The sequence below is a fragment of the Actinomadura rudentiformis genome (assembly GCF_008923185.1).
Taxonomy (GTDB): domain Bacteria; phylum Actinomycetota; class Actinomycetes; order Streptosporangiales; family Streptosporangiaceae; genus Spirillospora; species Spirillospora rudentiformis.
On record NZ_WBMT01000012.1, the window covers coordinates 187,321 to 209,862 of the forward strand.

Below are 22,542 nucleotides of genomic sequence, written 5' to 3' on the forward strand. Positions count from 1 at the left end.
GTACCTCCCGGGGGACGGATCTCAGCAAGAAGCGGATCTCACCAAAAGGTACTCAGGATGCCGCCTCCGCCGCGATCACGGCGTCCACCTCGGCCTTGCGATCGGCCTCCTCGGCGGCGAACCGTTCGGCGTCGAGCTTCTCGGCGATCTCCTCGTCCTGGCCCATCAGCGCCTCGAGATCGCCCTTGGACATGTCGAGAACGCCCATGTCGTCGTAGGCCCGCCGGATGCGCTCGCTCCACAGCCCGATGTCCTTGACGCACGGCACGATGCGGCTGAACAGCAGGCTCTGGAACATCCGCATGTACGGGGAGTTCTCGACCATGTGGTCGACCTCCTTCGGATCGATCCCGAAGTTGGTCCAGATCTCCCGGCCGCGGATGCGGTCGCGCATGAGGTAGCAGCCCTCGATGACGAACTCCTCGCGCTCCTTGAGCTCGGCGGGGGACAGCTGCTTGTAGTAGTCGCGCAGCGCCAGCCGCCCGAACGCGACGTGCCGCGCCTCGTCCTGCATCACGTACGCCAGGATCTGCTTGGGCAGCGGCTGTGTGGTGATGTCGCGGATGACGCCGAACGCGGCCAGCGCGAGCCCCTCGATCAGCACCTGCATGCCGAGGTAGGGCATGTCCCAGCGCGAGTCGGTGAGCGTCTCGTTCAGCAGATCCTGGAGCTTGGTGTTGATCGGGTAGACCATCCCGATCTTCTCCTGGAGGAAGCGCGAGAAGATCTCGACGTGCCGCGCCTCGTCCATCGTCTGGGTCGCCGAGTAGAACTTGGAGTCCAGGTCGGGCACCGACTCCACGATCCGCGCGGCGGTGATCATCGCGCCCTGCTCGCCGTGCACGAACTGGGAGAACTGCCATGAGACCGAGTGCCGCCGCAGCTCACCGATCTCCCTGGGGCTGAGCATGTCCCAGTACTTGGTGCCGTAGATGGCGAGCGACTGGTCGGGCACGCCGAGCGCGTTGTGCGGGTCGACCTCCAGGTCCCAGTCGATCCGCTTCTCCGAATCCCACTGCTTGTCCTTGCCCTTCTGGTAGAGGGCGAGCAGGCGGTCCCGGCCGTCGTCGTACTCCCAGGTGAACCGGGCATCGCCGGTCATCGGGACCTGCCAGGTGGACTTGTCGACGGGCTCGGTGTAGAGGTCATGAGTCGACATGGGCGCCCTCCGCATTGAGGTGCTGACGTACGTTGTACGTCAGACGTACGGTGTACGTACCGTGTCACGAGCCACTTACAGGCGTCAACGGTGGGAAAGGGGCGGGCCGATGGTCAGCAGAGTGAGCTCCGTCACCCCTGAGGAGGCCGCGCCCGGAGCGGCCCGGCCGGCCCTGACGCGTGAGCGCATCGTGCGCGCCGCCGTCGAGCTGATCGAGCGCGACGGCGCCGACGCGCTCTCCATGCGCGGGGTGGCCGCCGAGCTCGGCGTCGCGGTGATGTCCCTCTACAACCACGTGCCCAACAAGGCGGCCCTCTTCGAGGGCGTCGCCGAGCACGTGGTGGCCGGCATCGACCTCGCCGACGATCCGGACGAGCCGTTCACCGAACGCGCCCGCGCGCTCGTGCGGGCCTTCCGCAAGGTCGCACACGACTACCCGCGCAGCATGACGGTCGTGTTCACCCACAAGATCGACACTCCGGTGGGCCTGCGCCCCGCCGAACGCGCGCTCGCCCTGGCCAGTGCCGCGGGCTTCGACGGAGAGACCTCCGTCCGCATCATGCGCGCGCTGATGGCCTACGCGCTCGGTGCGCAGATGCGCGAGATCGGCCAGGCCAAGGCGCTCGACTACCAGCCCGCGGTGGCCGAGTCGCTGGCGCGCCTCGATCCGGATGAGTTCCCGCACGTCATCGCGTTCGCCCCGGACCTGGCGCGGCACGACCCGGAGACCGACTTCGAGTTCGGCCTCGACATGCTCATCCACGCGCTGGACGCCCTGCACAAGGGACTCATGGAACGTACGGAGCTCATGGAACGTACGGACTGAGTCCCTGCCAGCAGAAGTCGGTCATGTAGCCCGCGGCCTCCTCGACGCTGATCTGGTCCGGATGGCGGGCCCGCCACAGCGACAGCCGCTCGCAGCCGCCGATGATGATCTCGGTGAAGGCGTGCAGGGCCGCGTCCGGCGCGTCAGGGACGAACGACTTCAGCACGCCGGCGATGAGGGCGCTCTGCTGCTGCCGCGTCTCCTCGACGAGGTCGGCGCTCTCCGGCGGCACGGTCAGCGGCGCGGAGAGCAACATCGTGAACGAGTCGCTGTGCGAGTCGACGAACTCGAAGTAGGCGAGCATCCCGCGCCGCAGGATGTCCTGCGGTGTGGTCGCGCCCGCCATCGCCTTCTGCGTGACCTCGTAGAGCTCTGCCTTCGAACGGGCCAGCGCCGCGTGGAACAGCCCGTCCTTGGAGCCGAAGTACTCGTACAACATCGGCTTGGAGACGCCGCAGCGCTCGGCGATCTCGTCCATGGATGCGGCCCGGTAGCCGTGCTCGGTGAAGACCTGTTCGGCCACATCCAGCATCTGCCGCTCTCGCTCGGCACGTGACATCCGGCGGCGGCGCGGTGTGGCTGCATTCACAACGAAATCTTATCTGTTGGACCTACCGTCAGTAACCTACTCCCGGTAACTTACCGAGAGTAGGTCAGTGTGGGAGGGAAGCGCATGAGCGAACGGGCGGCGATCGTCATCATCGGCTCCGGATTTGCGGGGCTCGGCATGGCCATCCAGCTGAAGAGGCACGGCTTCCATGACTTCGTGGTCCTGGAGAAGAGCGAGGCCCTCGGCGGCACCTGGCACGACAACACCTATCCCGGTTGTGCCTGCGACGTCCCGTCCCACATGTACTCGTTCTCCTTCGAGCTCAACCCGGGCTGGTCGCGGATGTTCGCGCCACAGCCGGAGATCCGCTCGTACATGGAAAGGACCGCGGACAAGTACCGCGTCCGCGAGCACATCCGCTTCAACAGCACCGTCGACGCCCTCGAATACGACGACAAGGCCAAGCACTGGAACGTGACGCTCGCCGACGGCACCGTCTTCACGCCCAAGGCCGTCATCTCCGGGATCGGCGCGCTGCACGTTCCGTCGTACCCCGACCTGCCCGGCATGGAGACGTTCAAGGGCAAGGCCTTCCACTCCGCCGACTGGGACCACTCCTACGACCTCCGGGGCAAGCGCGTCGCCGTCATCGGCACCGGCGCGTCGGCGATCCAGTTCGTGCCGCAGATCGCCAAGCAGGTCGACGAGCTCGTCCTCTTCCAGCGCACCCCGCCATGGATCCAGCCCAAGCCGGACCGCACGTTCCCCCGGCCGGTCCGCAGGGCGTTCGAGAAGGTGCCGGGTGCGGCGCGCGCGTTCCGCAGCGGCATCTACTGGACGCTGGAGGCCCGCGCCATCGGCTTCACCATCGATCCGCGGCTGTCGGGGCCGATGGAGAGGCTCGCCCGCTGGCACATCCAGCGGCAGATCTCCGACCCGGAGCTGCGTGCCAAGGTCACCCCTGACTACACCATCGGCTGCAAGCGGGTGCTGCTGTCCAACGACTACTATCCGGCGCTCGCCCGCCCCAACGTCGAGGTGGAGACCGCCGGCGTCGCCGAGGTGCGCGAGCACTCGATCGTCACCGGGGACGGCCGGGAGCACGAGGTGGACGCCATCATCTACGGCACCGGCTTCAAGGTGACCGACGTGCTCAACGACCAGACCATCGTCGGCCGGAACGGGCTGAAGATCCAGGAGCTCTGGGCGAACGGCATCGAGGCTTACCGGGGCACCAGCTATCCCGGGTTCCCCAACTTCTTCACGCTGCTTGGCCCCAACACCGGCCTGGGCCACAACTCGGTCGTCTTCATGATCGAGGTGCAGATCCAGCACGTGCTCAGTTGCCTCAAGCTGCTCCAGGACACCGGCGGCGACGCCATCGAGCCCAAGCCCGCCGCGCTGCGCTCGTTCAACGACCGCATGCACAAGCGGCTGCGCAAGGCGGTCTGGAGCGAGGGCGGCTGCCAGAGCTGGTACCTCGACGAGAACGGCGTCAACCGCACGCTCTGGCCAGGGCACACCTTCGAGTTCTGGGCGGGCTCGCGCAAGGCCAAGCCCGAGGACTACCTGATCACCAGATAGTCCCCGGGCTGTCATGAGGCCGGACGGCGGACGGCCTCAAAGACGCTCAAGGACGAGCGATCCGCGGAGCCCGGATCGGCACCCACACCACCCGTACGGCGCGTTCACGCTTGGCGGGGCGCGTGGACTGTGGTGCGGGTTGCGGCGGGAGAGCGCGCAAGCGGGCGGCGGTGAGCTTCTTGCCCTTCGGCAGCTTGACGCCGTCTGGGAGCTTCACGCCGTCCGGCAGCTTGGTCTTGTACGGCAGGAAGAGGACGCGGCGAGCCTGCCGAGCAGAGGCCCGGCGCCGGTGGAGCACCTGCATCCTGGCGAGGAGCAACGCCACAGAGGTCACCAACCCCGCGAGCCATCCCGCTTGCAGGGCGGCCAAGTCCTTCGCGTCGAAGGTCGGCTCGGCACCCGCCCGCAGCGCGGCCATGGAGAGGATCGGCTGGGCGTCCGGGGCGATCTGCGGTGACGCGACCGGCGGCAGCGCGACCTGGCTGGGCGGCAGGCTGAACGGGCTGTAGCCGCCGCCGGACGGAGCCGAGCCGCCGGGGGATCCGGGCGAGCCGGGGCCGAGGCCGGGCGGCGGCGTGATGTTCTCCTTGGCGGTGACGACGACTGTGGCGGACGCGGACTTGCTCGCCGCCTTGTTCGCCGTCACGGTGGCCACGATCGTGATGACGCCGTGCTTGGCGTTGGCCGGAATCTTCACGGTGGCCAGCGCGCCCATGCCGGACGCGGTCACCGTGCCGATGCTCTGCGACGCGGGGCTGATCGAGACACCGGCGCCGGAAAGACTCACCCTGGCGCCGCTGGCGTTCGCCTTCGTAGCCGACACCCGGACCATGGCCGTCACCGTGCCGCCGGGAGCCACGACCGGGTAACTCATCGTCAGCCCGGCCGACAGTTGCGGAGCGGGCGACGACGGGTCGGGCTTGCCAGGTCCAGGCTTGTCCGGCTTGTCTTTCGGAGGTTTGTCGCCCGGGGGCTTATCCCCCGGAGGTTTGTCGCCTGGAGGTTTGTCGCCCGGCGGATCCGAGGGCGGGTCCGATGGCGGATCTGACGGCGGGTCCGAAGGCGGGTCGCTCGGGGGATCAGACGGCGGATCCGAGGGAGGGTCGGACGGCGGATCGGATGGAGGGTCCGAAGGTGGGTCGGACGGTGGATCCGAGGGCGGGTCCGACGGCGGGTCGGACGGCGGATCGCTGGGCGGCGGATCCGAGACCGTTCCCGACGGGCTGGGCGTCGGGTCGGCGGCCACCGGGGCCGCCGAGCCCGCGGCCAGAATCGCTGCTGCGCCGAGCCCTGCCAGGACCGCGCCGCGTGCCGTGCGCAGGGGCACTTCCTCCACACCTCCGGACCAGGCGAGAAATATCAAATAAAAGAAGCCTCTGATTTGATATCAACATGGACCGGAGGCGTTTATCAACCCTTGCATGCAGAGTTCGTGTCGGAGGCGAAATCGCCGTTCTCGATGATCGATAAATTGTCATCGAGTGAGTGTTTCAGTGATCCTCCGGCGGGTCGTGGGGCTCGGTCCGGACACTGTTGCGCAACCACATCGCACGCAGCACGATCTCGATGGCGAAGCGCGCGTCGGGGTCGGTCAGGCGGCCGCCCAGCTCCTTTTCGAGGCGCTTGATGCGGTGCCGGACGGTCTGCGGGTGAACATGCAGTTCATCGGCCATTTCCGCGGCCGTTCCGCGGGTCGTGAGCCAGGTGTGCAGCGTCGCCACGAGCCGTTCGCGCTGCCCGGGTTCGAGGTCGTTCATGCCGCCGAGATGCCGCCGCGCGAGCTGGTCGACCAGGGCGCAGTCGGAGAGCAGCCACAGCGTGACCAGATGGTCTTCGCACGAGGTCACCGGCCCGTCGTCCAGCACTCCGGCCTCGATCAGCGTGAGCGCTTGCCGGGCCCACCGGAGCGAGTCCGCGGCGTGCTCCAACGGCACGGTGAGTCCCGCCGCGACGCAGCCGTCGGGGAACGCCTCGGCGAGCATCTTCCGGCGTTCGGGGGACAGCGGTTCGGGCTGCCCACCGGGCGCGCGACCCGGGACGAGGAGCCGCGGCTCGTCGGCTGCGAGGTCGAGCAGCACGTCGTCGTGGAGGGCGTCGCGGACGCAGCGCGCGTCCGGCGGGACGGCGACCAGCGTCACCTCGTCAGGCACGTTCCACTCGGTGAGCTCGGCGAGTTCCGCGATGGCGCGGTCGGAGCCCGGACGCCTGGAGACGATCAACTGCAGGAGCCGCCGGCGCTGGTCCTCCATCTCGGTCGGGCGCGCGTCCATGTACCCGCTGAGGGAGAGCGACGCCAACTCGTTCATGTATCCGAACAGCGCGTCGGCGAGCTGCGCCATCACCGACGACGAGAGATCGTGCCGCGCGGCGACGGCCATCAGCCGACGCCAGGCCACCTGCGCGCCGATCCGGTAGGCGGCCTGAAGGCTGTCGAGGGAGCGGCCCTCGTGTGCCTCGAAGCGGCCTAGACGGCGGTAGGTGTCGGCATGGCGGCCGGGATCGGGAGCGGCGTCCGCCACCCGCGCGACGAATTGGTCGAGAGCTCGTTCGACGCCGATCTGCAGGGCCGTCACGTACGGGCCCTGCATCGGCCGGTCGTATTCGGGGAGCGCTCGGGGGATCTCTTCGATGATCTCCTCGGCCAGGCTGGGCAGCTCCGGCCGCAGGATGGTGAGGAGCCGCCGCGGGAGCGGCGGCGGCGCTGATTCCAGCGTCCCCGTCTCGAGCGTTCGGGGCATCGGTGGGCACCTCCAGGTAAACACCGTCGGCACGGCCGGACCGAGACCTGGCGGGGTCGCCCGGTCTCGTGCGGCCGTGTGTCAGTACGGCATCTGGTCCCGGAAGGGACGCGCCGAGCGGGGGACCCCTGCGCGTCCCCCGAGCGCTGGTTGTGAGTTGGAGCACACTGACATTAAGTGGGATACCGCCGCCGGAAGTTAAAGCGAACGTAAAATCGTCGCTCGTGATCATGGTGTGGCGGTCCGTAACGAGTGATCGGTCCCGGTCGGTACTCACCTTCGACAATCGCGAGTTGATAATCCACTAAGTCTACCCAAGCGCTTGTTCGCCACACGGTTCTCTGAGGTCACTCGCCGCGGTTCCCTGGGGTGCCGCGTCGTCCCAGGTGACGCCGCCGGTGCAGGCTCGCGGCCCGCAATGTGACGTCCAAAGAGAAGCGTGTGTCCGGGTCGGCGAGGCTCTCTCCGAGGTAGCTCTCGAGTTGGCGGAGGCGGTAGCGGACGGTCTGTGCGTGGACGTTCATCCGTTCGGCCAGCTCCACCGCGTTGCCGCGTGTGGTGACCCACTCGGCGAGAGTCTCGGTGAGCTTCCGGCGATGCCCGTCCGACATGTCGTCGAACGGGGCCAGGTGCCGGCGGGTGAGCTCCTCGATCAGCGTGACGTCGGAGAGCAGCCACATCGTCATCAGATGTTGCTCGCAGGGGATCAGAGAGCCGTCCCGGATGATGCCCTCTTCGGCGAGCTCCAGCACTCGCCGTGCCCAGCGCAGCGAATGCGTCGCCTTGTCGAGCGGCATCGTCAGACCCAGCACCGAGCTGGCCTCAGACAGCGCCGCTTCCAGCATGTTCTTCCTGTTGCGGTCCAGCGGCCCGGGGACGAGCAGGCACGGCGCCGCGGCATCAAGGTCGATCAGCACGTCGGCGTCCAGCGCGGAGAGCGTGCACGGGGCGTCCGGATGGATCGCCACCATCGTGACCTCTTCCGGCAAGGGCCACGACGCGGTCCGGGCCAGATCCTCAATGGCCTCGGGCACGACCGCCGGCTGCTGCAGGATCAGATGCAGCAGCTGCCGCCGGTGCTCCCGGCGGCGCAGGTCGGCGTGCTCCATCGCCTGCCGGTGGCCGTGCCGGGTCTGGGTGATGGCCTCGTCCATGTACGTGAGCATCGACTCGACCATCGTGGTGACGATGACCGACGGAATCTTCTCCCGTTCGGCCACGGCCGCCGTCCGCCGCCAGGCGATGTGGAACGCGATCCGGTAGGCGGCCTGCATGTGGTCGAGGCCGCGACCCTCGACGGCCTCGAAATGCCCGAGCGCGCGGCAGGTCTCATCACGTTCCGTCGTCGGGACCGTAGGGTCGGCGATGCGCTCGATGTACGCCCTGAGCAGCTTCTCGGCGCCCAGCCGCAGGATCTGGTCGTACGCGGAGTTCTCGGGGCGGTCGTACTCGGGAATGGCGCGCCGGATCTCCTGCACGACCTCGTTGATGACGTCATCGAGCTCCGCCCACATCAGCTGGGCGAACTGCGGCGGGACCTGCACGGGGTCGGGCTCCGCCGGGCCGGGGAGCTCGAGCGCCTGCGTCATGAAACACACCTCTCCGCGTCGGGGCCGCTGAACGCGTACGTCCGGTCACCAGGCCCTCGGCGGCGACCGGGCAGCAACGACGGTTGGGAGCGCGCCATGCGGGGGGAGCTCACCCCGAAACCGTGCACTGGAGCACGTGAAACATAGGTCTACCCGCAAGTTCTGACAAGGGTTTAGACCGACATTACCTGCGAGTACTCGGACCCGGATAACGCAAATGTTTGGCGGCGCTTAGTTGGTGATAACGGCTCGCCGTGAGGGCCTCTGAGCTGCAATTACTCGGCGGTACTCATAGGTGACGAGTTCGGAAAAGATCGAACGCTCAGCATTCGACAACGAGGAACAGCAGGTCAGAGCCTCTTGGCGAGAATCCTGCGGATTCCTATTGAGTGTTGTTGGTCTTGGTCGTAATGTCCTCGCGTACAGCCGGGTCGAGCAGGAAGGGAGTCACGTGCTCAGAACAACCGGCACGCGGACCCTTCTGGCCGTCCTTGCTGCGACGACATCACTACTGCTCGGGTTCCCCGCATTCGCCGGCGAACCCGAGCCGACGCCGAGCGGCGAGCCCGAAGGCAAGCTGTCCATCAGCGTGTCGGCCACCGAAGCCAGCGCCAAAGCGGGCACACCGGTCGCCATCACCGCGACCCTCAATGCCACCGGCGGAACTGTCACCAAGGCCCGCATCACCGGAGCCCGAGTGACCGGAGGCTCCGTCTCGGGCCAGTGCCGTACGGGCTGCACCCTCGGCAACCTCACCGACCCGCAGACAGTCGCCTTCGTGGTCTCGGTCCCTTCGGACGTCCGCAAGTCCCGCGTCGTCACTCTCAGAGTGAGCGCCGCCTCGGCGACCGGCACGGTGACCGACTCCGCCTCGGTCAGCTTCGTCCCGAAGATCGTGAAGCTCCCCGGCAAGCCCGGCGAACGGAAGTCATATCCGACCCCGCCGAAACCGCCGGTCAAGCTGCCATCGCCCAAGGCGCCCAAGGCTCCACCCCCGAACCCCAATCCGCAGGCGCTCCCGTTCCAGCGCCTTCCCGGCAACAAGGTGCAGCTACCGCAGGTAGCGCCCGGCCAAAACCCGCAGGTCGCGCAGCAGATGAGCCTGGGCCCGACCGCCCACCTCACCGCCGCCTCGGACGACCCCGTAGACGTGCTCGGCGTCCTCGCCAGCGTCCAGGGCGCCTGGCTGGCAGTCCTCCTGGGCACGGTCATCGCTGTCTTCCTTCGCGCCCGCCGCACCCTGAAGCTCGCGACCGTCCCGGCCCCACGCCGCCGGCCGAAGTCCGCAAAGCAGGCGTCGTCGCCCCGTGCTCCGAAGCCTCAGCTCCCGCGCCTCCCCAAGCGCCGCCGTGAGCCTCGCTCCGGACCGCGCTCCTTCTTGGGCTTCTCCATCCGTCTTCGCTGATCACAGTGCTCTCGGCATAGAGCCTTACGGACGCCCTAAAAGGGTGCAGGCGACCCTATCCACACGTGACTACCCTCTGGTGTTTACCAGTTCGTTATCTGTGTTACTCGCCAGTACTCGTTCTCGTACGTTTTCGCGCCGATCGAACACTTAACTTGTGACAAAGCGCGAGAACATCGGCTGGTTTTCCCTTTGGTTTCTGTCGAATAGGTATTGCTGAGGGGGGCTACTCGGCCGTAACGTACGAGCCGTACCACCGCATCCGTGGGTGCTCACCTGGACAAGGGTGGTCCCAGGTGAGAAGGCACCCCATGCCTCCGGCACGGCGGCCCGAGAAAGCCGCCACCGGAGTGGAGGAAACAGTTCTCGCAGTAAGGAGAAGCCGCATCGCGCAACACCGCCCCACTGTTCCCTACTCCGCGTCCGTCATTTAGAACAAGCGCGTTCCACCCCGAGAAGGGAAATCCCTTGCGTAAGCTCCTCCGTACCTCTGTACTCGCCACCGCCGCCACCGCCACCGTCCTCTCCCTGGCCGTCGTACCTTCGGCCAGCGCCGAGGACGCGACCTGGACCAGCACCCCCGGCGGCAACATCACCGGTACCAACGTCGGCAACATCATCGGCCGCAACGTGACGCGCGGCGCGATCGTGACCTGCTCCCAGGCAGAGGCCACCGGCAGCGTCAAGTCCGGCTCCGGTCTTGACGGCACGGGCATCGCGAGCGTCGACACGCTGCAATTGGGCGGCTACACCGGTGACCCCACGATTTGTGAGGGACCCTCTGGCCTGGCCGTCCAGATCGTCGTGAACGACCTTCCGCTTGAACTCGACGCGGTGTCCTACAACCCGACCACCGGTGTCACGACCGGTGCGCTCACCAACGCCGACGCCGGCGGTATCACCGGCAAGCTGATCGGCCTCGACGACGGCTGCGAAGCCGACTTCGTCGGAGCGAACGGCCAGCCCGGTGCGATTCCCGGCACGTTCACCAACAGCACCGACAGGTTGACCGCGACGAGTGGCGGCAACCTCGTGGCCACCAACGTCAATGCCAACTGCCCGTCGAACTTCATCCGGAACGGTGACGTGGTGGCGCTGGAAGGCACCTTCGTCCTGGACTCGGATCAGACCCTCACCAGTCCGTGACCTGACACGGCCCAGCGATACCCAGGCCGCGCCCCACCTGCGATCGAGGTGGGGCGCGGTTCGCCCCGAACGAACAGAGAGCGCCGTCCCCGATGCGGAAACTGACCAGCCGGCTCGCGGTACGACTCGTCATCCCCTCGACCGCCGCCGCGTTCGCCGGACTGCTGGTCGTCCCACCGGCCAGCGCACAGCAGCGCGTCGACAAGGAGTTCGTGCTCTCGTGCACCAAGCTGGGCGGTGTCCCGGGCGAGCATCGGATCACCGCCCGGCTGGCCGGTGGCACGCCGTCGCGGGGCAGGGTCAAGCAGCCGATCGTGCTGGGTGCTTTCACGCTGAAGGTCGCTCTGGGGGGCGAGGCCGCGCAGTCGATCGTGGGTCCGGAGCCGGTGAGCGTCACCGGTACCGCGCAGGTGGCGATCTCCGCTCGGCAGTCCGGCCGTGGCGTCGACGCGACGTGGCCGGACTTCTCGGTCTCCGGCGGTCAGAGCGAGGAAGGCGGCGTGAAGCTGGCCTCGGGGCCAGCCGCGGTACCGGGCATCCTGCCCGTGGCAGGCGGAGACGTCGAACTGAGGCTTGCGCGGCTCGTCCTGCGCCTGGACGCGCGAGAACCGGCCGCCGCTCAGACGACGCTGGACTGTGAGCCGAAGGGAGACCGCTCCCTGCTGCGCGTCGAGATACCCGGCCCGGCCCCGTCCTCGACCTCCAGGCCAGCACCGTCCCAGCGTGCGGCCCCGCCGGAATCCAGGTGCCAGAAGCCACCGGGAGACCAGGACGACTTCCTCGAGGACAAGTGGCCGGACCACGATCTCGACATTGACAATCGCGAGCCGAGCGACACCGTCAAGTGCGGGACGATGGTCGGCTACAACAACATCGAGAAGCTCGGCGGCGCCGCCGCGGTCGGCGGGCGCCTGAACGTCGTCGCCGGCCGTGGCCACATCGCCAACTACAAGCCGGGACGGAACTGGCAGGCGTTGTTCCACTACGCCCTGCCGGAAGTCGAGACGTCCACGGCCACCATGCTGGGCTTCGGATTCATGCCGACGACGGCGGTGACCAAGATCGAATCGGTCGGCAACGCCAACGTGGCGATGTTCAATCCCGTTGACGCCACGCAGGAATCGGCCGTGCCACGCCCGTCCTGGCCGCCGTCGCGCTGGAATCCCGACAATCCCAGACTGGCCACGTGGAGCTTCGTGCGCGGCAAGATCCGGGCGACGGTCGCGAACGCCTACGTCAACGGACTGCCGATCAAGCTCGGTGACACCTGTGCCTCTGCCGGAGAGATCGTCGTGCCCGTGGTCGCGGTCCTGCCGAACGGCACCACGATCACCGCCGGCGGTGACTACCGGACCGCCGAGAACGAACTGATCACCATCCCGCGGTTCGCCGGCTGTGGTTCTGGAGGAGAGGACCTGAGCCCGCTTCTCACGGCCACGGTGTCCGGCTCCGGCAACCGGGCCACCGTGTTCCAGTCGCAGCAGTGCAATCCCACTGACGACCCGGAGGACTGCAGCGACCGTCCGTTCCGCTGGCACATCTCGCCGCTCAATCACCGGTACACGTTCGCGACGGGCCAGCAGATCACGATCAGGGACAACACCACGGGCAACTCGATCACGTGCTCCCCCAGGTGGACCTGGCAGACGCCGGCGGCCGAAGTGGGTGCGGGCCTCGGACGGCCGACTTGGGCACCGTCGACATCGTGCACCGCCAGTCCGGGCCTCACCACTCCCAGAATGGACGTCGGCCTCACTCTCGGGCTCCTCGGTCACTCCTACGACTCACCAACGCAGGTGGCCCGCGCCGTCAGCCAGGAGGTCGGTATCCAGTTCTCCTACGCCATCCCCGGCCAGACCGCGCGGTGCCGGATCGATGCCAGGGCGCGATGGGACGGGTACTTCGACAACAAGAGCGACGTCTTCGAGTTCCGGCACCGGCCCGGAACCATCCAGAGCCCGAGCGGCGGCCTGTGCCCCACCAAGTTCACCCCCGGCTCTCCTTTCACCGTGACCGTCAGCAAACTCACCATTCCCGACCTGGTCATCACGGCGAAACCGGCATGACATTTGATCTCCATGTCCGCGAAACCAGGAGGACAGATGCGGCTTAGCAGATCGATGACCTCAGGTTCACTCCTGGGAGTGCTGGTCGCTGTCGCGGCGTCGGCGTCGGTGGCGGTCGCCAGTTCCCTCACTTGGACGTTCTCGCCGGGCGGGCAGATCGTCGCCACCAATGTGGGAAACATCGTCCCGCGGAACCTGACCCGAGGATCGCTTATCTCCTGTTCGGAGGCCGAGGTGAAGGCCACGGCCAAAACAGGTTCGGGTTTGTCCGGCATCGGCCTGGTCTCGGTCGATGAAGTTCGCCTCGGCGGCTACACCGGTGACCCGGAGATCTGCGAAGGGCCTTCCAATCTGGCCATGCAGATCGTCATCAATGACCTGCCACTTGAATTCAACGCAGACTCATACGACGCCTCCACGGGGACGACGCGCGGCAAGTTGGTCAATGATGACGCCGGCGGAGTGACCGCCAAGGTGATCGGACTCGATGACGGTTGCGAAGCGGACTGGACCGGCTCGGCGGGGACGCCTGGCAATATCGACATCTCCTACAGCAATCGCACAGGTGAGGTGACGATTGAAGGCACTAACCTGGAGGCGGTCAATGTGAATGCCAACTGTCCAGCCGCTTTTATCCGGAACGGCGACAAGCTTGGTGTCACAGGCATATTCAAGGCGAACCCGGTTCAGACGGTGACTGCTCAGTGATGGGAGTTTGCTGAATGGGGATCGAGGTCACGGTCGAGGGGCTGACGATGTCGTTCGGGAGTCAGACCATTTGGCGGGATGTGTCGCTCACGCTGCCGGCGGGGGAGGTGAGCGTGATGCTGGGGCCTTCGGGGACGGGGAAGACCGTTTTCTTGAAGTCGCTGATCGGGTTGTTGAAGCCTGAGAAGGGGCGCGTCCTCGTCGACGGGGTCGACATGGTGGGGGATTCGGACCGGAAGGTTTTTGCGGCGCGCAAGAAGTTCGGGTTGATGTTCCAGGACGGCGCGATGTTCGGGTCGATGAACCTCTACGACAACATCGCGTTCCCGCTGCGGGAGCACACGCGGAAGTCGGAGAAAGAGATCCGGCGGATCGTGCTTGAGCGGATGGACATGGTCGGGCTCGGGGGCGAGGAACGCAAGCTGCCGGGGCAGATCTCGGGCGGCATGCGCAAGCGGGCCGGGCTCGCGCGGGCGCTGGTGTTGGACCCGCAAATCATTTTGTGCGACGAGCCGGACTCGGGCCTTGATCCGGTGCGCACGGCTTATCTGTCGCAGCTGTTGATCGACGTTAATACGCGCACCGATTGCACCATGTTGATCGTCACGCACAACATCGAGATCGCGTCGACCGTGCCGGACAACATGGGGATGCTCTTCCGGCGCGATCTGGTGACGTTCGGTCCTCGGGAAGTGCTGCTGACGTCGCGGGATCCGGTGGTCGCTCAATTTTTGCGAGGCAACCGGCATGGGCCCATTGGGATGAGCGAAGAGAAGGACGCGGCCACGTTGGCGGCGGAGGCCGAGCGGTTCGGGTCTTTGAAGGTGCGTGAGATGGAGATCCCGCCCCAGCTTGAGCCTTCCCCTGGCCTGCCCGAACGTATGGGCGCCGTTCGTCGGAGCCAGCGGGTGATGGCAAACCTGCATCTGCTTCCGGCGGAGGCCCAGGAAGCCATTCAAAACGCGCACAGGAGGCGATCCATGGGAGGACCGCCGCCGCCCGTTCCATGGGCCTCGGCCTAGCAACCTCACCTACCCCTTTTTTTCGAGGCAGCAGATGTTGAAGAAGACAATGGTCGGCCACCTGGCAGGTGGGGCGTGACTGCCCCGCCGCAGGGGCCGCCGCCACCGCCTGCGGCGCCCGAGCCGATGCGGCCGCGGGTGCAGCCGGTCAAGGTGAATCCGTCCGACTACATGCCGCTCGCCGGGGGGCTGCGGCAGACCGGGCAGATGTTCGCCCTGGCCGCGAGTGTGCTGCGGATGACGTTCAAGCGGCCGTTCCAGGTGCGGGAGTTGATCCAGCAGTTCTGGTTCATCGCGTCGGTGACGATCCTGCCTACTGCTTTGGTGTCGATTCCGTTTGGCGCTGTCATTGCGCTGCAGGTTGGGTCGCTGGCCAAGCAGCTGGGTGCGCAGTCGTTGACGGGTGGCGCTTCGGTGCTGGCCGTTGTGCAGCAGGCGTCGCCGCTGATCGTGGCGCTGCTCATCGCGGGTGCGGCCGGGTCGGCGATCTGCGCCGATCTCGGGTCGCGGACGATCCGCGAGGAGATGGACGCCATGGAGGTCATGGGCGTCTCGCCGATCCAGCGCCTGATCGTGCCGCGAGTGATCGCTTGTATGGCGGTGGCGTTCTGCCTGAACGGGCTTGTGTCCGTTGTGGGTGTGGCGGGCGGTTACTTCTTCAACGTTGCTCTACAGGACGGGACGCCTGGGGCTTATCTGGCTTCGTTCTCGGCCTTGGCGCAGTTGCCCGACCTGTATGTGGGCCAGACGAAGGCAGTGATCTTCGGGTTCATCGCGGGCGTTGTCGCGGCTTATCGGGGGCTTCACCCGGGGGCCGGGCCCAAGGGGGTCGGGGACGCGGTCAACCAGTCGGTGGTCATCGCGTTCCTGCTGCTGTTCATGGTCAACCTGGCGATCACGGCGATCTACATCCAGGTCGTCCCGCCGAAGGGGGCGTGAGCGGTGGCGTCGACGACCTTCCGCGACTACGCGCGTCATCCGTCGAGATTGTTCCGGTGGCTGGACCAGCCGGGTGACCAGCTCGGCTTCTACATCAAGGCGCTGCTGTGGACCCCGCGCGCGATTCACCGCTACCTGAAAGAGGCGCTGCGGCTGCTGAGCGAGGTGGCGTTCGGGTCGGGTGCGCTCGGCGTCATCGGCGGCACGATCGGCGTGATGATCGGCATGACGCTGGCGACCGGCACCGTGGTGGGCCTGCAGGGGTACGCGGCGCTCGATCAGATCGGGTCGTCAGCGTTCACCGGCTTCGTCTCCGCTTACTTCAACACGCGCGAGATCGCTCCACTTGTGGCTGGTCTCGCGCTGTCGGCGACGGTCGGCGCGGGGTTCACCGCCCAGTTGGGCGCGATGCGGATCAACGAGGAGATCGACGCCCTGGAGGGCATGGGCATCCCCTCGCTGCCGTACCTGGTGACGACGCGGATCATCGCGGGTGTGGTGGCGATCATCCCGCTGTACGGGATCGGGCTGCTGTCCTCGTATTTCGCGTCCAGACAGGTGACGGTGCTGCTGAACGGGCAGTCAGCCGGCACCTATGACCACTACTTCAACATCTTCCTCGCGCCCGAGGACGTGGTGCTGTCGTTCGTCAAGGTGCTGATCTTCAGCGTCATGGTGATCCTGGCGCACTGCTACTACGGCTACCGCGCGGTCGGCGGACCGGCTGGGGTAGGCGTCGCCGTCGGCCGCGCGGTCCGCACCGCGATCGTCGTGATCTCGGTGACGGACTTCTTCGTCTCCCTGGCGATCTGGGGCGCCACGACCACGGTGAAGGTGACCGGCTGATGGCCAGGGTGAAGCCGTTCGAGACGCTCCGGCGCCGGCTGCTGGGCGTCGTGTTCCTGCTCGTCCCGGTGCTGCTGGTGACGTTGTCGGTCGCGATCTACCAGAAGCGGTTCACCGAGGCCACGTTCGTGACGCTGCGGACGTCCACGGCCGGGTTCGAGATGCACCGGGGTGCGGACGTCAAGCTGCACGGCGTGGTGATCGGGGAGGTCCGGTCGATCACGGCGGACGGCTCGGGCGCTCGGCTGCGGCTGGCGCTGCGGCCGGATCAGGCGAAGCGGGTCCCGCAGGACGTGGCGGCGCAGTTGCTGCCGACGACGGTGTTCGGTGCCCGTTACGTCGCACTCGTCCCGCCTGGGGGAAGAGGGATGAACCCGACGGCGAACGTGGTCGCCGCGTCGCTGAAAGACGGATCGGTGATCTCCGAGGACAACACCCGCAACGCGATCGAGTTGCGGGAGCTGCTGAAGAGCACCATGCGCCTGCTGAACGCGCTGAAGCCCGCAGAGCTCTCCGCCACCCTCACGGCCATGGCGCAGGCCCTCGAAGGCAGAGGCGACCGGCTCGGCCGGAACCTCGTCACCCTGGAGGCGTACCTGAGGGAGCTCAACCCGCACCTGCCCGCCCTCAACCAGAACCTGGTCGAGGTCGCGCAGTTCGCCGACAACTACAGCCAGGTGACGCCCGACATCCTGGACGGGCTGAGCGACTTCGTCACCACCTCGCGCACCATCGCCGACCAGCGCGCCAACCTGGCTGAGTCGCATGAGTCAGTGACCCGGGCGGCGCGGGACATGACGAACTTCCTGCGCCGCAACGAGAACAATCTGATCCAGCTGCCCCGGGTCTCGCGGGACTCGCTGGAGACGCTCGCGAAGTATTCGCCGGAATTTCCCTGCACGTTCGCGTCGATCGCCAAGTTCGTCCCGCTGATGGACAAGGCCCTCGGCAAGGGCACGAAGAAGCCCGGCGTGCACGTCAACATCAACACCGTCCAGCACAAGGGCCGCTACCTGCCGGGTGTGGACCGTCCGCGCTACACAGCCGACACCGGCCCGCACTGCTACGGCGTGCCCTATGACCCGGGTGGCGGCTCGACGCCGAAACTCACCAAGCCGGGCATCCTCCCGGTGGGCACGCTCGCCGGATCCCCCGGCGAGACCCGGCTGATCAACGAGCTGACCGCGCCCGCGCTCCGCGAGGTGCCCGAGGAGCTGCCGGACTGGTCCGGGGCGCTGCTCGGCCCGATCTACCGGGGCACCCGCGTCACCTTCCCGGGCATGGACACCGCCGGCGGGAAGGAGGCGGGCCAGTGAGCATTCTCGGCAACCTCCGGGGCAAGTCCCGCGGCACGATCTCGCCGCTGATCAAATCTCTGCTCTTCATCGTCACGACGCTGGCGGCCACCGCCATGCTCGCGGCCTCGATCATGAACACCACGCGCGGCGACCGGGTCACCTACAAGGCCCGGTTCACCGACGTCGCCGGGCTCTACCCGGCGCACTCGGTGCGGATCGCCGGCGTGCAGGTCGGGCAGGTCAAGAAGATCGAGATCACGAACCGCCGGCTGGCCCTGGTGACGTTCACCGTTGACCGGAACCGGCGGCTGCCCAATTCGGTGACCGCCTCGGTGAAGTACCTGAACCTGGTCGGCGGCCGCTACATCGACCTCGACCCCGGTGCCCCCGGCGCAGCGCCGGGTGCCTACCTCCCGGTAGGCGCCACGATCCCCGAGCAGCGAACGCAGGGGCCGCTCAACCTGACCCAGCTGTTCAAGGGGTTCCAACCGCTGATGCAGGCGCTGTCGCCCGGCGACGTCAACAAGCTGAGCGAGTCGATCATCAAGGTCCTGCAGGGGGAGGGCGGCACCCTCGAATCCCTGATGCGGACCGTCGGCTCCCTCACCTCGACGCTCGCCGACAAGGACCAGGTCATCGGCGACCTGATCAACAACCTCAACGAGGTGACCGTCACGATCAACAACCGGGACCGCCAGGTCGTCGACCTGATCCGTACGCTTCGGGCCCTGGTGTCGGGCCTGTCCTCGGACCGGCAGCCGATCGGCGAGGCGATCGCCTCGCTGGACGAGCTGACCAACTCCACCGCCGACCTGCTGCAGGTGAACCGGGACCCGCTCAAGCGCTCCATCGCCCAGCTCGGCCGGCTGACCGGCAACCTCGAGGCCGACCAGCCGCTGCTCGAACGGTTCCTCCAGCGGACCCCGACCAAGCTCGAAGTCCTCGGCCGGGCCGCGTCGTACGGCTCGTGGGTGAACTTCTACCGGTGCGAGGTGAGGCTCACCGGCGTCCGCTACAACGACGGCAGCCCCGCGCCCACCGGCATCCCTCTCACCGACGACCGGTGCAAAGGCTGATCCATGACCCAACCCCACCCCAACGCCACCGACCAGCTGCCCCGGCTCCTGCCGGCGAAGCGGAGGCTGTGGCCGCACATCAAACCGGCCCGGGACCGCAACCCGATCGGGGTCGCGATCATCGGGCTGCTGCTGATCGCGTTGCTGCTGGGCGCCGCGTACCGCGCCGACGACCTGCCGGTGATCGGCGGCGGTACCGCCTACACCGCGTACTTCACCGAGGCGGCCGGGCTGAAGTCCGGCCAGGAGGTACGCGTCGCCGGGGTCAAGGTCGGCAAGGTCACCTCGGTGAAGCTTGCGCCGCGCGAGGCGAAGGTGAAGGTCGAGTTCCGCGTCAAGGACGCCTGGATCGGCAACGCGACCACCGCCACCATCATGATCAAGACGTTGCTGGGCTCGAAGTACCTCGCCCTCGACCCGCTCGGCTACCGCGCGCAGAATCCCCGGGAGCCGATCGGCGTCGATCGCACCATCGCCCCGTACGACGTCACGCAGGCGTTCGACGATCTCGGCGCCACGATCGAGCAGATCGACTCGCAGCAGGTCGGCGAATCGCTCACCGTCGTCTCGCAGGCGTTCTCCGGCACTCCGCAGCACTTCCGGACCGCGATCGATGGGCTCTCCGCGCTGTCCCGGACCATCTCCAAGCGGGACGCGCAGCTCGCCGAACTCCTGAACGGCACGCGGCGGTTGTCGGGCACCATCGCCTCACAGAATGACCAGTTCCGCGCGCTGCTCAAGGACGGCAACCTGCTCCTGGCCGAGTTGCAGCGCCGCCGTGAGGCGATCAGCTCACTGCTGATCGGCATCATCCGCATGTCGCGGGAGCTGGAAGGCCTGGTCGACGACAACGACCGGCAGTTCGGTCCCGTGCTCGACTCGCTGGACGCCGTCACCGAAGTGCTCAAGAACAACCAGCGCAACCTCGACAAGGCGCTCTCTCTCGCCGGTCCCTACATCCGGCTGATCGCCAACGCGTCCGGCAACGGCAGATGGGTCGACGGCTACCTGTGCGGCGCGGTGCCCAAGGAGTACGTGAGCGATCCCAAACCGCCCAACTACACGCCGCCCGACAAGTGCACCCCCACCCGCAAGGGAGGCCGCTGATGGCATCCGGACCCCCCTCGCCCAGGACGGTGCAGCCCAGGACGGTGCAGCCGCGAACGGTGCGCTGGATCATCGCCGCCGGGCTCTCGCTGATGATCGTGGCGGGCGTCCTGGCGACGATGCCGGACGGCGGTGGCCGTACGATCACCGCGCACTTCGCCAACTCGCAGGGCATCTATCCCGGCTCCGACGTACGGGTGCTGGGCGTGAAGATCGGCACCATCACCTCGATCAAGCCGGCCGGCCAGAGCGTCACCGTGCAGATGGAGATCACCGACGAGGACGCACGGATCCCCGCCGAGGTGACGGCGGTCGTGATCGCGCCCAACCTCGTGTCGGACCGGTACGTGCAGCTGTCACCGGCGTACACCGGCGGGCCGACGCTCGCCTCCGGCGGCCAGATCCCCGTCGCCCGCACCGCGACGCCGATGGAGCTCGACCAGCTGTACGGGGCGCTGCGCAAGTTCTCCGCCGACCTAGGCCCGCAGGGCGTCAACAAGAACGGGGCGTTGTCGGAGTTCCTCAAGGCCAACGCCGCCAACCTGAAGGGCAACGGCACCAAGCTCAACCAGATGATCGAGGACCTCGGCAAGGCCTCGGCGACGCTCAACCACTCGGCCGACGACTTCTTCGGCACCATGGCGAACTTCAACAAGTTCACCGGGATGTTGCGCGAGAACGACACCGAGGTCAGGCAGTTCCAGCGCCGGCTGGCCGACGTCTCGGCGTTCCTCGCGGCCGACCGGGGCAACCTGCAGCGGGCACTGAACGATCTCGGCTTCGCGCTGATCAAGCTCAAGGACTTCATCAAGAAGTACCGCAAGAGGCTCAAGGGCAACGTCGACAAGCTGGCCGACATCACCAAGGTCCTGGTCGACCGGCGCAAGGAGCTCGCCGAGCTGTTCGACGTCGCGCCGCTGGCCGCGCGCAACGCGCTCAACTCCTACGACCCGAACAGCCGGACGATGATGTCGCGCGGCAACCTCCTGGAGATCACCGCCGCGTACGGCAAGGGCGCCGGAAAGGGGCAGGCCGCAGTGTCCGTCCCGGTGTGCACGGCCGGTCCGCGCTCGAAGGCACTGAAGAAGGCGTGTGAGGCCGGTCCCGGCGGCCTGAACCCGTCCGAGCGGCCGCCGGCCGACTCCCCACCGCTGCCGTTCCCCGCGGCCGGACCGGTCTTCACCGGCGCAAGCAGCCTGGGCGGAGGATCGCGATGAAGCGTCTCGAGATGAGGCGTCATGAGACGAAGCGTCACGGGATGAGGCGCAACCGTCTCGTCGCCGCGCTGATCGCCGGATCGGTGCTGGCCGCCGGTTGCTCCGGCCAGCAGGGGCTGTCCGTGCAGGACGTCCCGCTGCCGGGTGGCGCCGACCTCGGCTCGCACCCGTACACCCTCACCATCGAGCTCAACGACGTGTTGTCGCTCGTGCCGCAGGCGTCGGTGAAGGTCAACGACGTCCCGGTCGGCCGGGTCACCGACATCCGGCTCCCCGAGGGCAAGTGGACCGCCGAGGTGACGGTCAAGGTGAACGGGAAGGTGCGGCTGCCCGCCAACGCCACGGCGAACATCGAGCAGTCGAGCCTCCTCGGTGAGAAGTACATCCAGCTCGCCGCGCCGACCGCGACGCAAGGTGCGCCCAGCGGGACGCTGGCCAACGGCTCGCGCATCCCGATCGAACGCACCGGCCGCGACCCGGAGACCGAGGAGGTGTTCGGCGCGCTGTCGATGTTGCTGAACGGCGGCGGGCTCCCTCAGCTGCGCACCATCACCCGCGAGCTCAACTCGGCCCTCAACGGCCGGGAGACGCAGGTCAGGAACGCGCTGCGGCGGCTCAACGACTTCACCTCCTCCCTCGACGGCAACCGGACGAACATCGTCCGCGCGCTGGAGTCCCTGAACCGGCTCTCGGCCACGATCGCGTCCCGGAAGGGGCAGGTGGACACGATCCTGACCGACCTTGCCCCCGGTCTGAAGGTGCTGGAGGAGCAGCGCGCCGACTTCGTCCGGATGCTGGAACAGCTCGACGAGCTCTCCGAGGTGGCCACCCGGATCTCGAACGCGTCGCGCGACGACATCGCCGCCAGCCTGCGGGCACTGGAACCGTCGCTGCGCAAGCTCGCCGATGCCGGTCGCGATCTGCCGAAGTCGCTGGAAGTCCTGATGACGTTCCCCTTCACCGACCAGGTGATGGCCGGTGCACGCGGCGACTACCTCAACGTCTACGCCACAGTCGTCGCCAAGCCCGGCAGCAACTGCGTCAACGCACCGGTCAAGCCCGAGACGACCGTTCGCCTGAAAGCGCAGGACCCCGCCCCGCAGGGTCCGGTGGATGCCTGCCCGCCCGCGGGCTCCGGTGGGCAGACAGGTTCGGCTCAGACCGGGGCACCGCCGTTGCCGCTTCCGGCGGTCACCATTCCGCCGGGCCTCGACGCCCGATCCGGCGGAGGCGGCGTCCTCCCCGACATCGACGGGGGGAACTGAA

The 22,542-nt window shown here is 67.5% G+C and carries 19 protein-coding genes; 14 read left to right on the forward strand and 5 right to left on the reverse strand.

What is annotated here, in order from left to right; genetic code table 11:
- Nucleotides 1-52 precede the first annotated feature (52 nt).
- Nucleotides 53-1,159, reverse strand: coding sequence for a ferritin-like domain-containing protein (locus F8566_RS25490; RefSeq protein ID WP_151564173.1), 1,107 nt, complete (start codon nucleotides 1,157-1,159; stop codon nucleotides 53-55).
- A gap of 109 nt (nucleotides 1,160-1,268) precedes the next feature.
- Here F8566_RS25490 and F8566_RS25495 point away from each other — a divergent pair, with 109 nt between their 5' ends.
- Complete coding sequence (locus F8566_RS25495; RefSeq protein WP_151564176.1) at nucleotides 1,269-1,985, forward strand: TetR/AcrR family transcriptional regulator; 717 nt, start codon at nucleotides 1,269-1,271, stop codon at nucleotides 1,983-1,985.
- Here the strand turns inward: F8566_RS25495 and F8566_RS25500 are convergent.
- Nucleotides 1,966-2,574, reverse strand: coding sequence for a TetR/AcrR family transcriptional regulator (locus F8566_RS25500; RefSeq protein ID WP_225993512.1), 609 nt, complete (start codon nucleotides 2,572-2,574; stop codon nucleotides 1,966-1,968). The genes F8566_RS25495 and F8566_RS25500 overlap by 20 nt on opposite strands.
- An 84-nt stretch (nucleotides 2,575-2,658) precedes the next feature.
- Here F8566_RS25500 and F8566_RS25505 point away from each other — a divergent pair, with 84 nt between their 5' ends.
- Nucleotides 2,659-4,119 (forward strand): flavin-containing monooxygenase, encoded by a 1,461-nt coding sequence (locus F8566_RS25505; protein WP_151564178.1) that lies wholly within the window; start codon nucleotides 2,659-2,661, stop codon nucleotides 4,117-4,119.
- Nucleotides 4,120-4,165: 46 nt separating this feature from the next.
- On the opposite strand, the gene F8566_RS50130 is transcribed toward F8566_RS25505, so the two are convergent.
- From F8566_RS50130 to F8566_RS25520, 3 genes are all read right to left on the reverse strand, one after another.
- Nucleotides 4,166-4,993, reverse strand: coding sequence for a hypothetical protein (locus F8566_RS50130; RefSeq protein ID WP_192809857.1), 828 nt, complete (start codon nucleotides 4,991-4,993; stop codon nucleotides 4,166-4,168).
- A gap of 616 nt (nucleotides 4,994-5,609) precedes the next feature.
- Nucleotides 5,610-6,857 (reverse strand): helix-turn-helix domain-containing protein, encoded by a 1,248-nt coding sequence (locus F8566_RS25515; RefSeq protein ID WP_151564180.1) that lies wholly within the window; start codon nucleotides 6,855-6,857, stop codon nucleotides 5,610-5,612.
- A 347-nt stretch (nucleotides 6,858-7,204) separates the two neighbouring features.
- Entirely contained in the window at nucleotides 7,205-8,446 is a 1,242-nt protein-coding gene (locus tag F8566_RS25520) for a PucR family transcriptional regulator (RefSeq protein WP_151564182.1), read from the reverse strand.
- Nucleotides 8,447-8,897: 451 nt separating this feature from the next.
- Here F8566_RS25520 and F8566_RS25525 point away from each other — a divergent pair, with 451 nt between their 5' ends.
- The 12 genes from F8566_RS25525 to F8566_RS25580 all read left to right on the forward strand — a co-directional run bounded on the left by F8566_RS25525 (nucleotide 8,898) and on the right by F8566_RS25580 (nucleotide 22,541).
- Entirely contained in the window at nucleotides 8,898-9,851 is a 954-nt protein-coding gene (locus F8566_RS25525) for a hypothetical protein (RefSeq protein WP_151564185.1), read from the forward strand.
- Between the two features lie 468 nt (nucleotides 9,852-10,319).
- Entirely contained in the window at nucleotides 10,320-10,997 is a 678-nt protein-coding gene (locus tag F8566_RS25530; RefSeq protein ID WP_151564187.1) for a hypothetical protein, read from the forward strand.
- A 92-nt stretch (nucleotides 10,998-11,089) separates the two neighbouring features.
- Nucleotides 11,090-13,063 (forward strand): hypothetical protein, encoded by a 1,974-nt coding sequence (locus F8566_RS25535; protein ID WP_151564189.1) that lies wholly within the window; start codon nucleotides 11,090-11,092, stop codon nucleotides 13,061-13,063.
- 78 nt (nucleotides 13,064-13,141) lie between these two features.
- A complete protein-coding gene (locus tag F8566_RS25540) occupies nucleotides 13,142-13,771 on the forward strand; it encodes a hypothetical protein (protein WP_151564191.1) in 630 nt (209 codons plus the stop codon).
- A gap of 14 nt (nucleotides 13,772-13,785) precedes the next feature.
- Nucleotides 13,786-14,793, forward strand: coding sequence for an ABC transporter ATP-binding protein (locus F8566_RS25545; protein WP_151564193.1), 1,008 nt, complete (start codon nucleotides 13,786-13,788; stop codon nucleotides 14,791-14,793).
- A gap of 75 nt (nucleotides 14,794-14,868) precedes the next feature.
- The gene (locus F8566_RS25550; RefSeq protein WP_449692454.1) at nucleotides 14,869-15,732 is read left to right on the forward strand and encodes an MlaE family ABC transporter permease; all 864 of its coding nucleotides are present in this window, start codon (nucleotides 14,869-14,871) and stop codon (nucleotides 15,730-15,732) included.
- Nucleotides 15,733-15,735: 3 nt separating this feature from the next.
- Nucleotides 15,736-16,578, forward strand: a complete 843-nt coding sequence (locus F8566_RS25555; RefSeq protein ID WP_225993513.1) for an MlaE family ABC transporter permease — start codon at nucleotides 15,736-15,738, stop codon at nucleotides 16,576-16,578.
- Nucleotides 16,578-17,894 carry an MCE family protein gene (locus tag F8566_RS25560; protein WP_151564195.1) on the forward strand — a complete coding sequence of 439 codons (1,317 nt, stop codon included), beginning with the start codon at nucleotides 16,578-16,580 and terminating at the stop codon, nucleotides 17,892-17,894. Before F8566_RS25555 ends, F8566_RS25560 begins: the two co-directional genes overlap by 1 nt.
- Nucleotides 17,891-18,952 carry an MCE family protein gene (locus tag F8566_RS25565; protein WP_225993514.1) on the forward strand — a complete coding sequence of 354 codons (1,062 nt, stop codon included), beginning with the start codon at nucleotides 17,891-17,893 and terminating at the stop codon, nucleotides 18,950-18,952. The genes F8566_RS25560 and F8566_RS25565 overlap by 4 nt, the downstream gene beginning before the upstream one ends.
- Before the next feature lie 3 nt (nucleotides 18,953-18,955).
- Nucleotides 18,956-20,059, forward strand: coding sequence for an MCE family protein (locus F8566_RS25570; protein WP_151564197.1), 1,104 nt, complete (start codon nucleotides 18,956-18,958; stop codon nucleotides 20,057-20,059).
- Nucleotides 20,059-21,276, forward strand: a complete 1,218-nt coding sequence (locus F8566_RS25575) for an MCE family protein (protein ID WP_151564199.1) — start codon at nucleotides 20,059-20,061, stop codon at nucleotides 21,274-21,276. The genes F8566_RS25570 and F8566_RS25575 overlap by 1 nt, the downstream gene beginning before the upstream one ends.
- Nucleotides 21,277-21,317: 41 nt before the next feature.
- Nucleotides 21,318-22,541: an MCE family protein gene (locus tag F8566_RS25580; protein ID WP_192809858.1), complete on the forward strand. Its 1,224-nt coding sequence runs from the start codon at nucleotides 21,318-21,320 to the stop codon at nucleotides 22,539-22,541.
- Nucleotide 22,542: the final 1 nt, after the last annotated feature.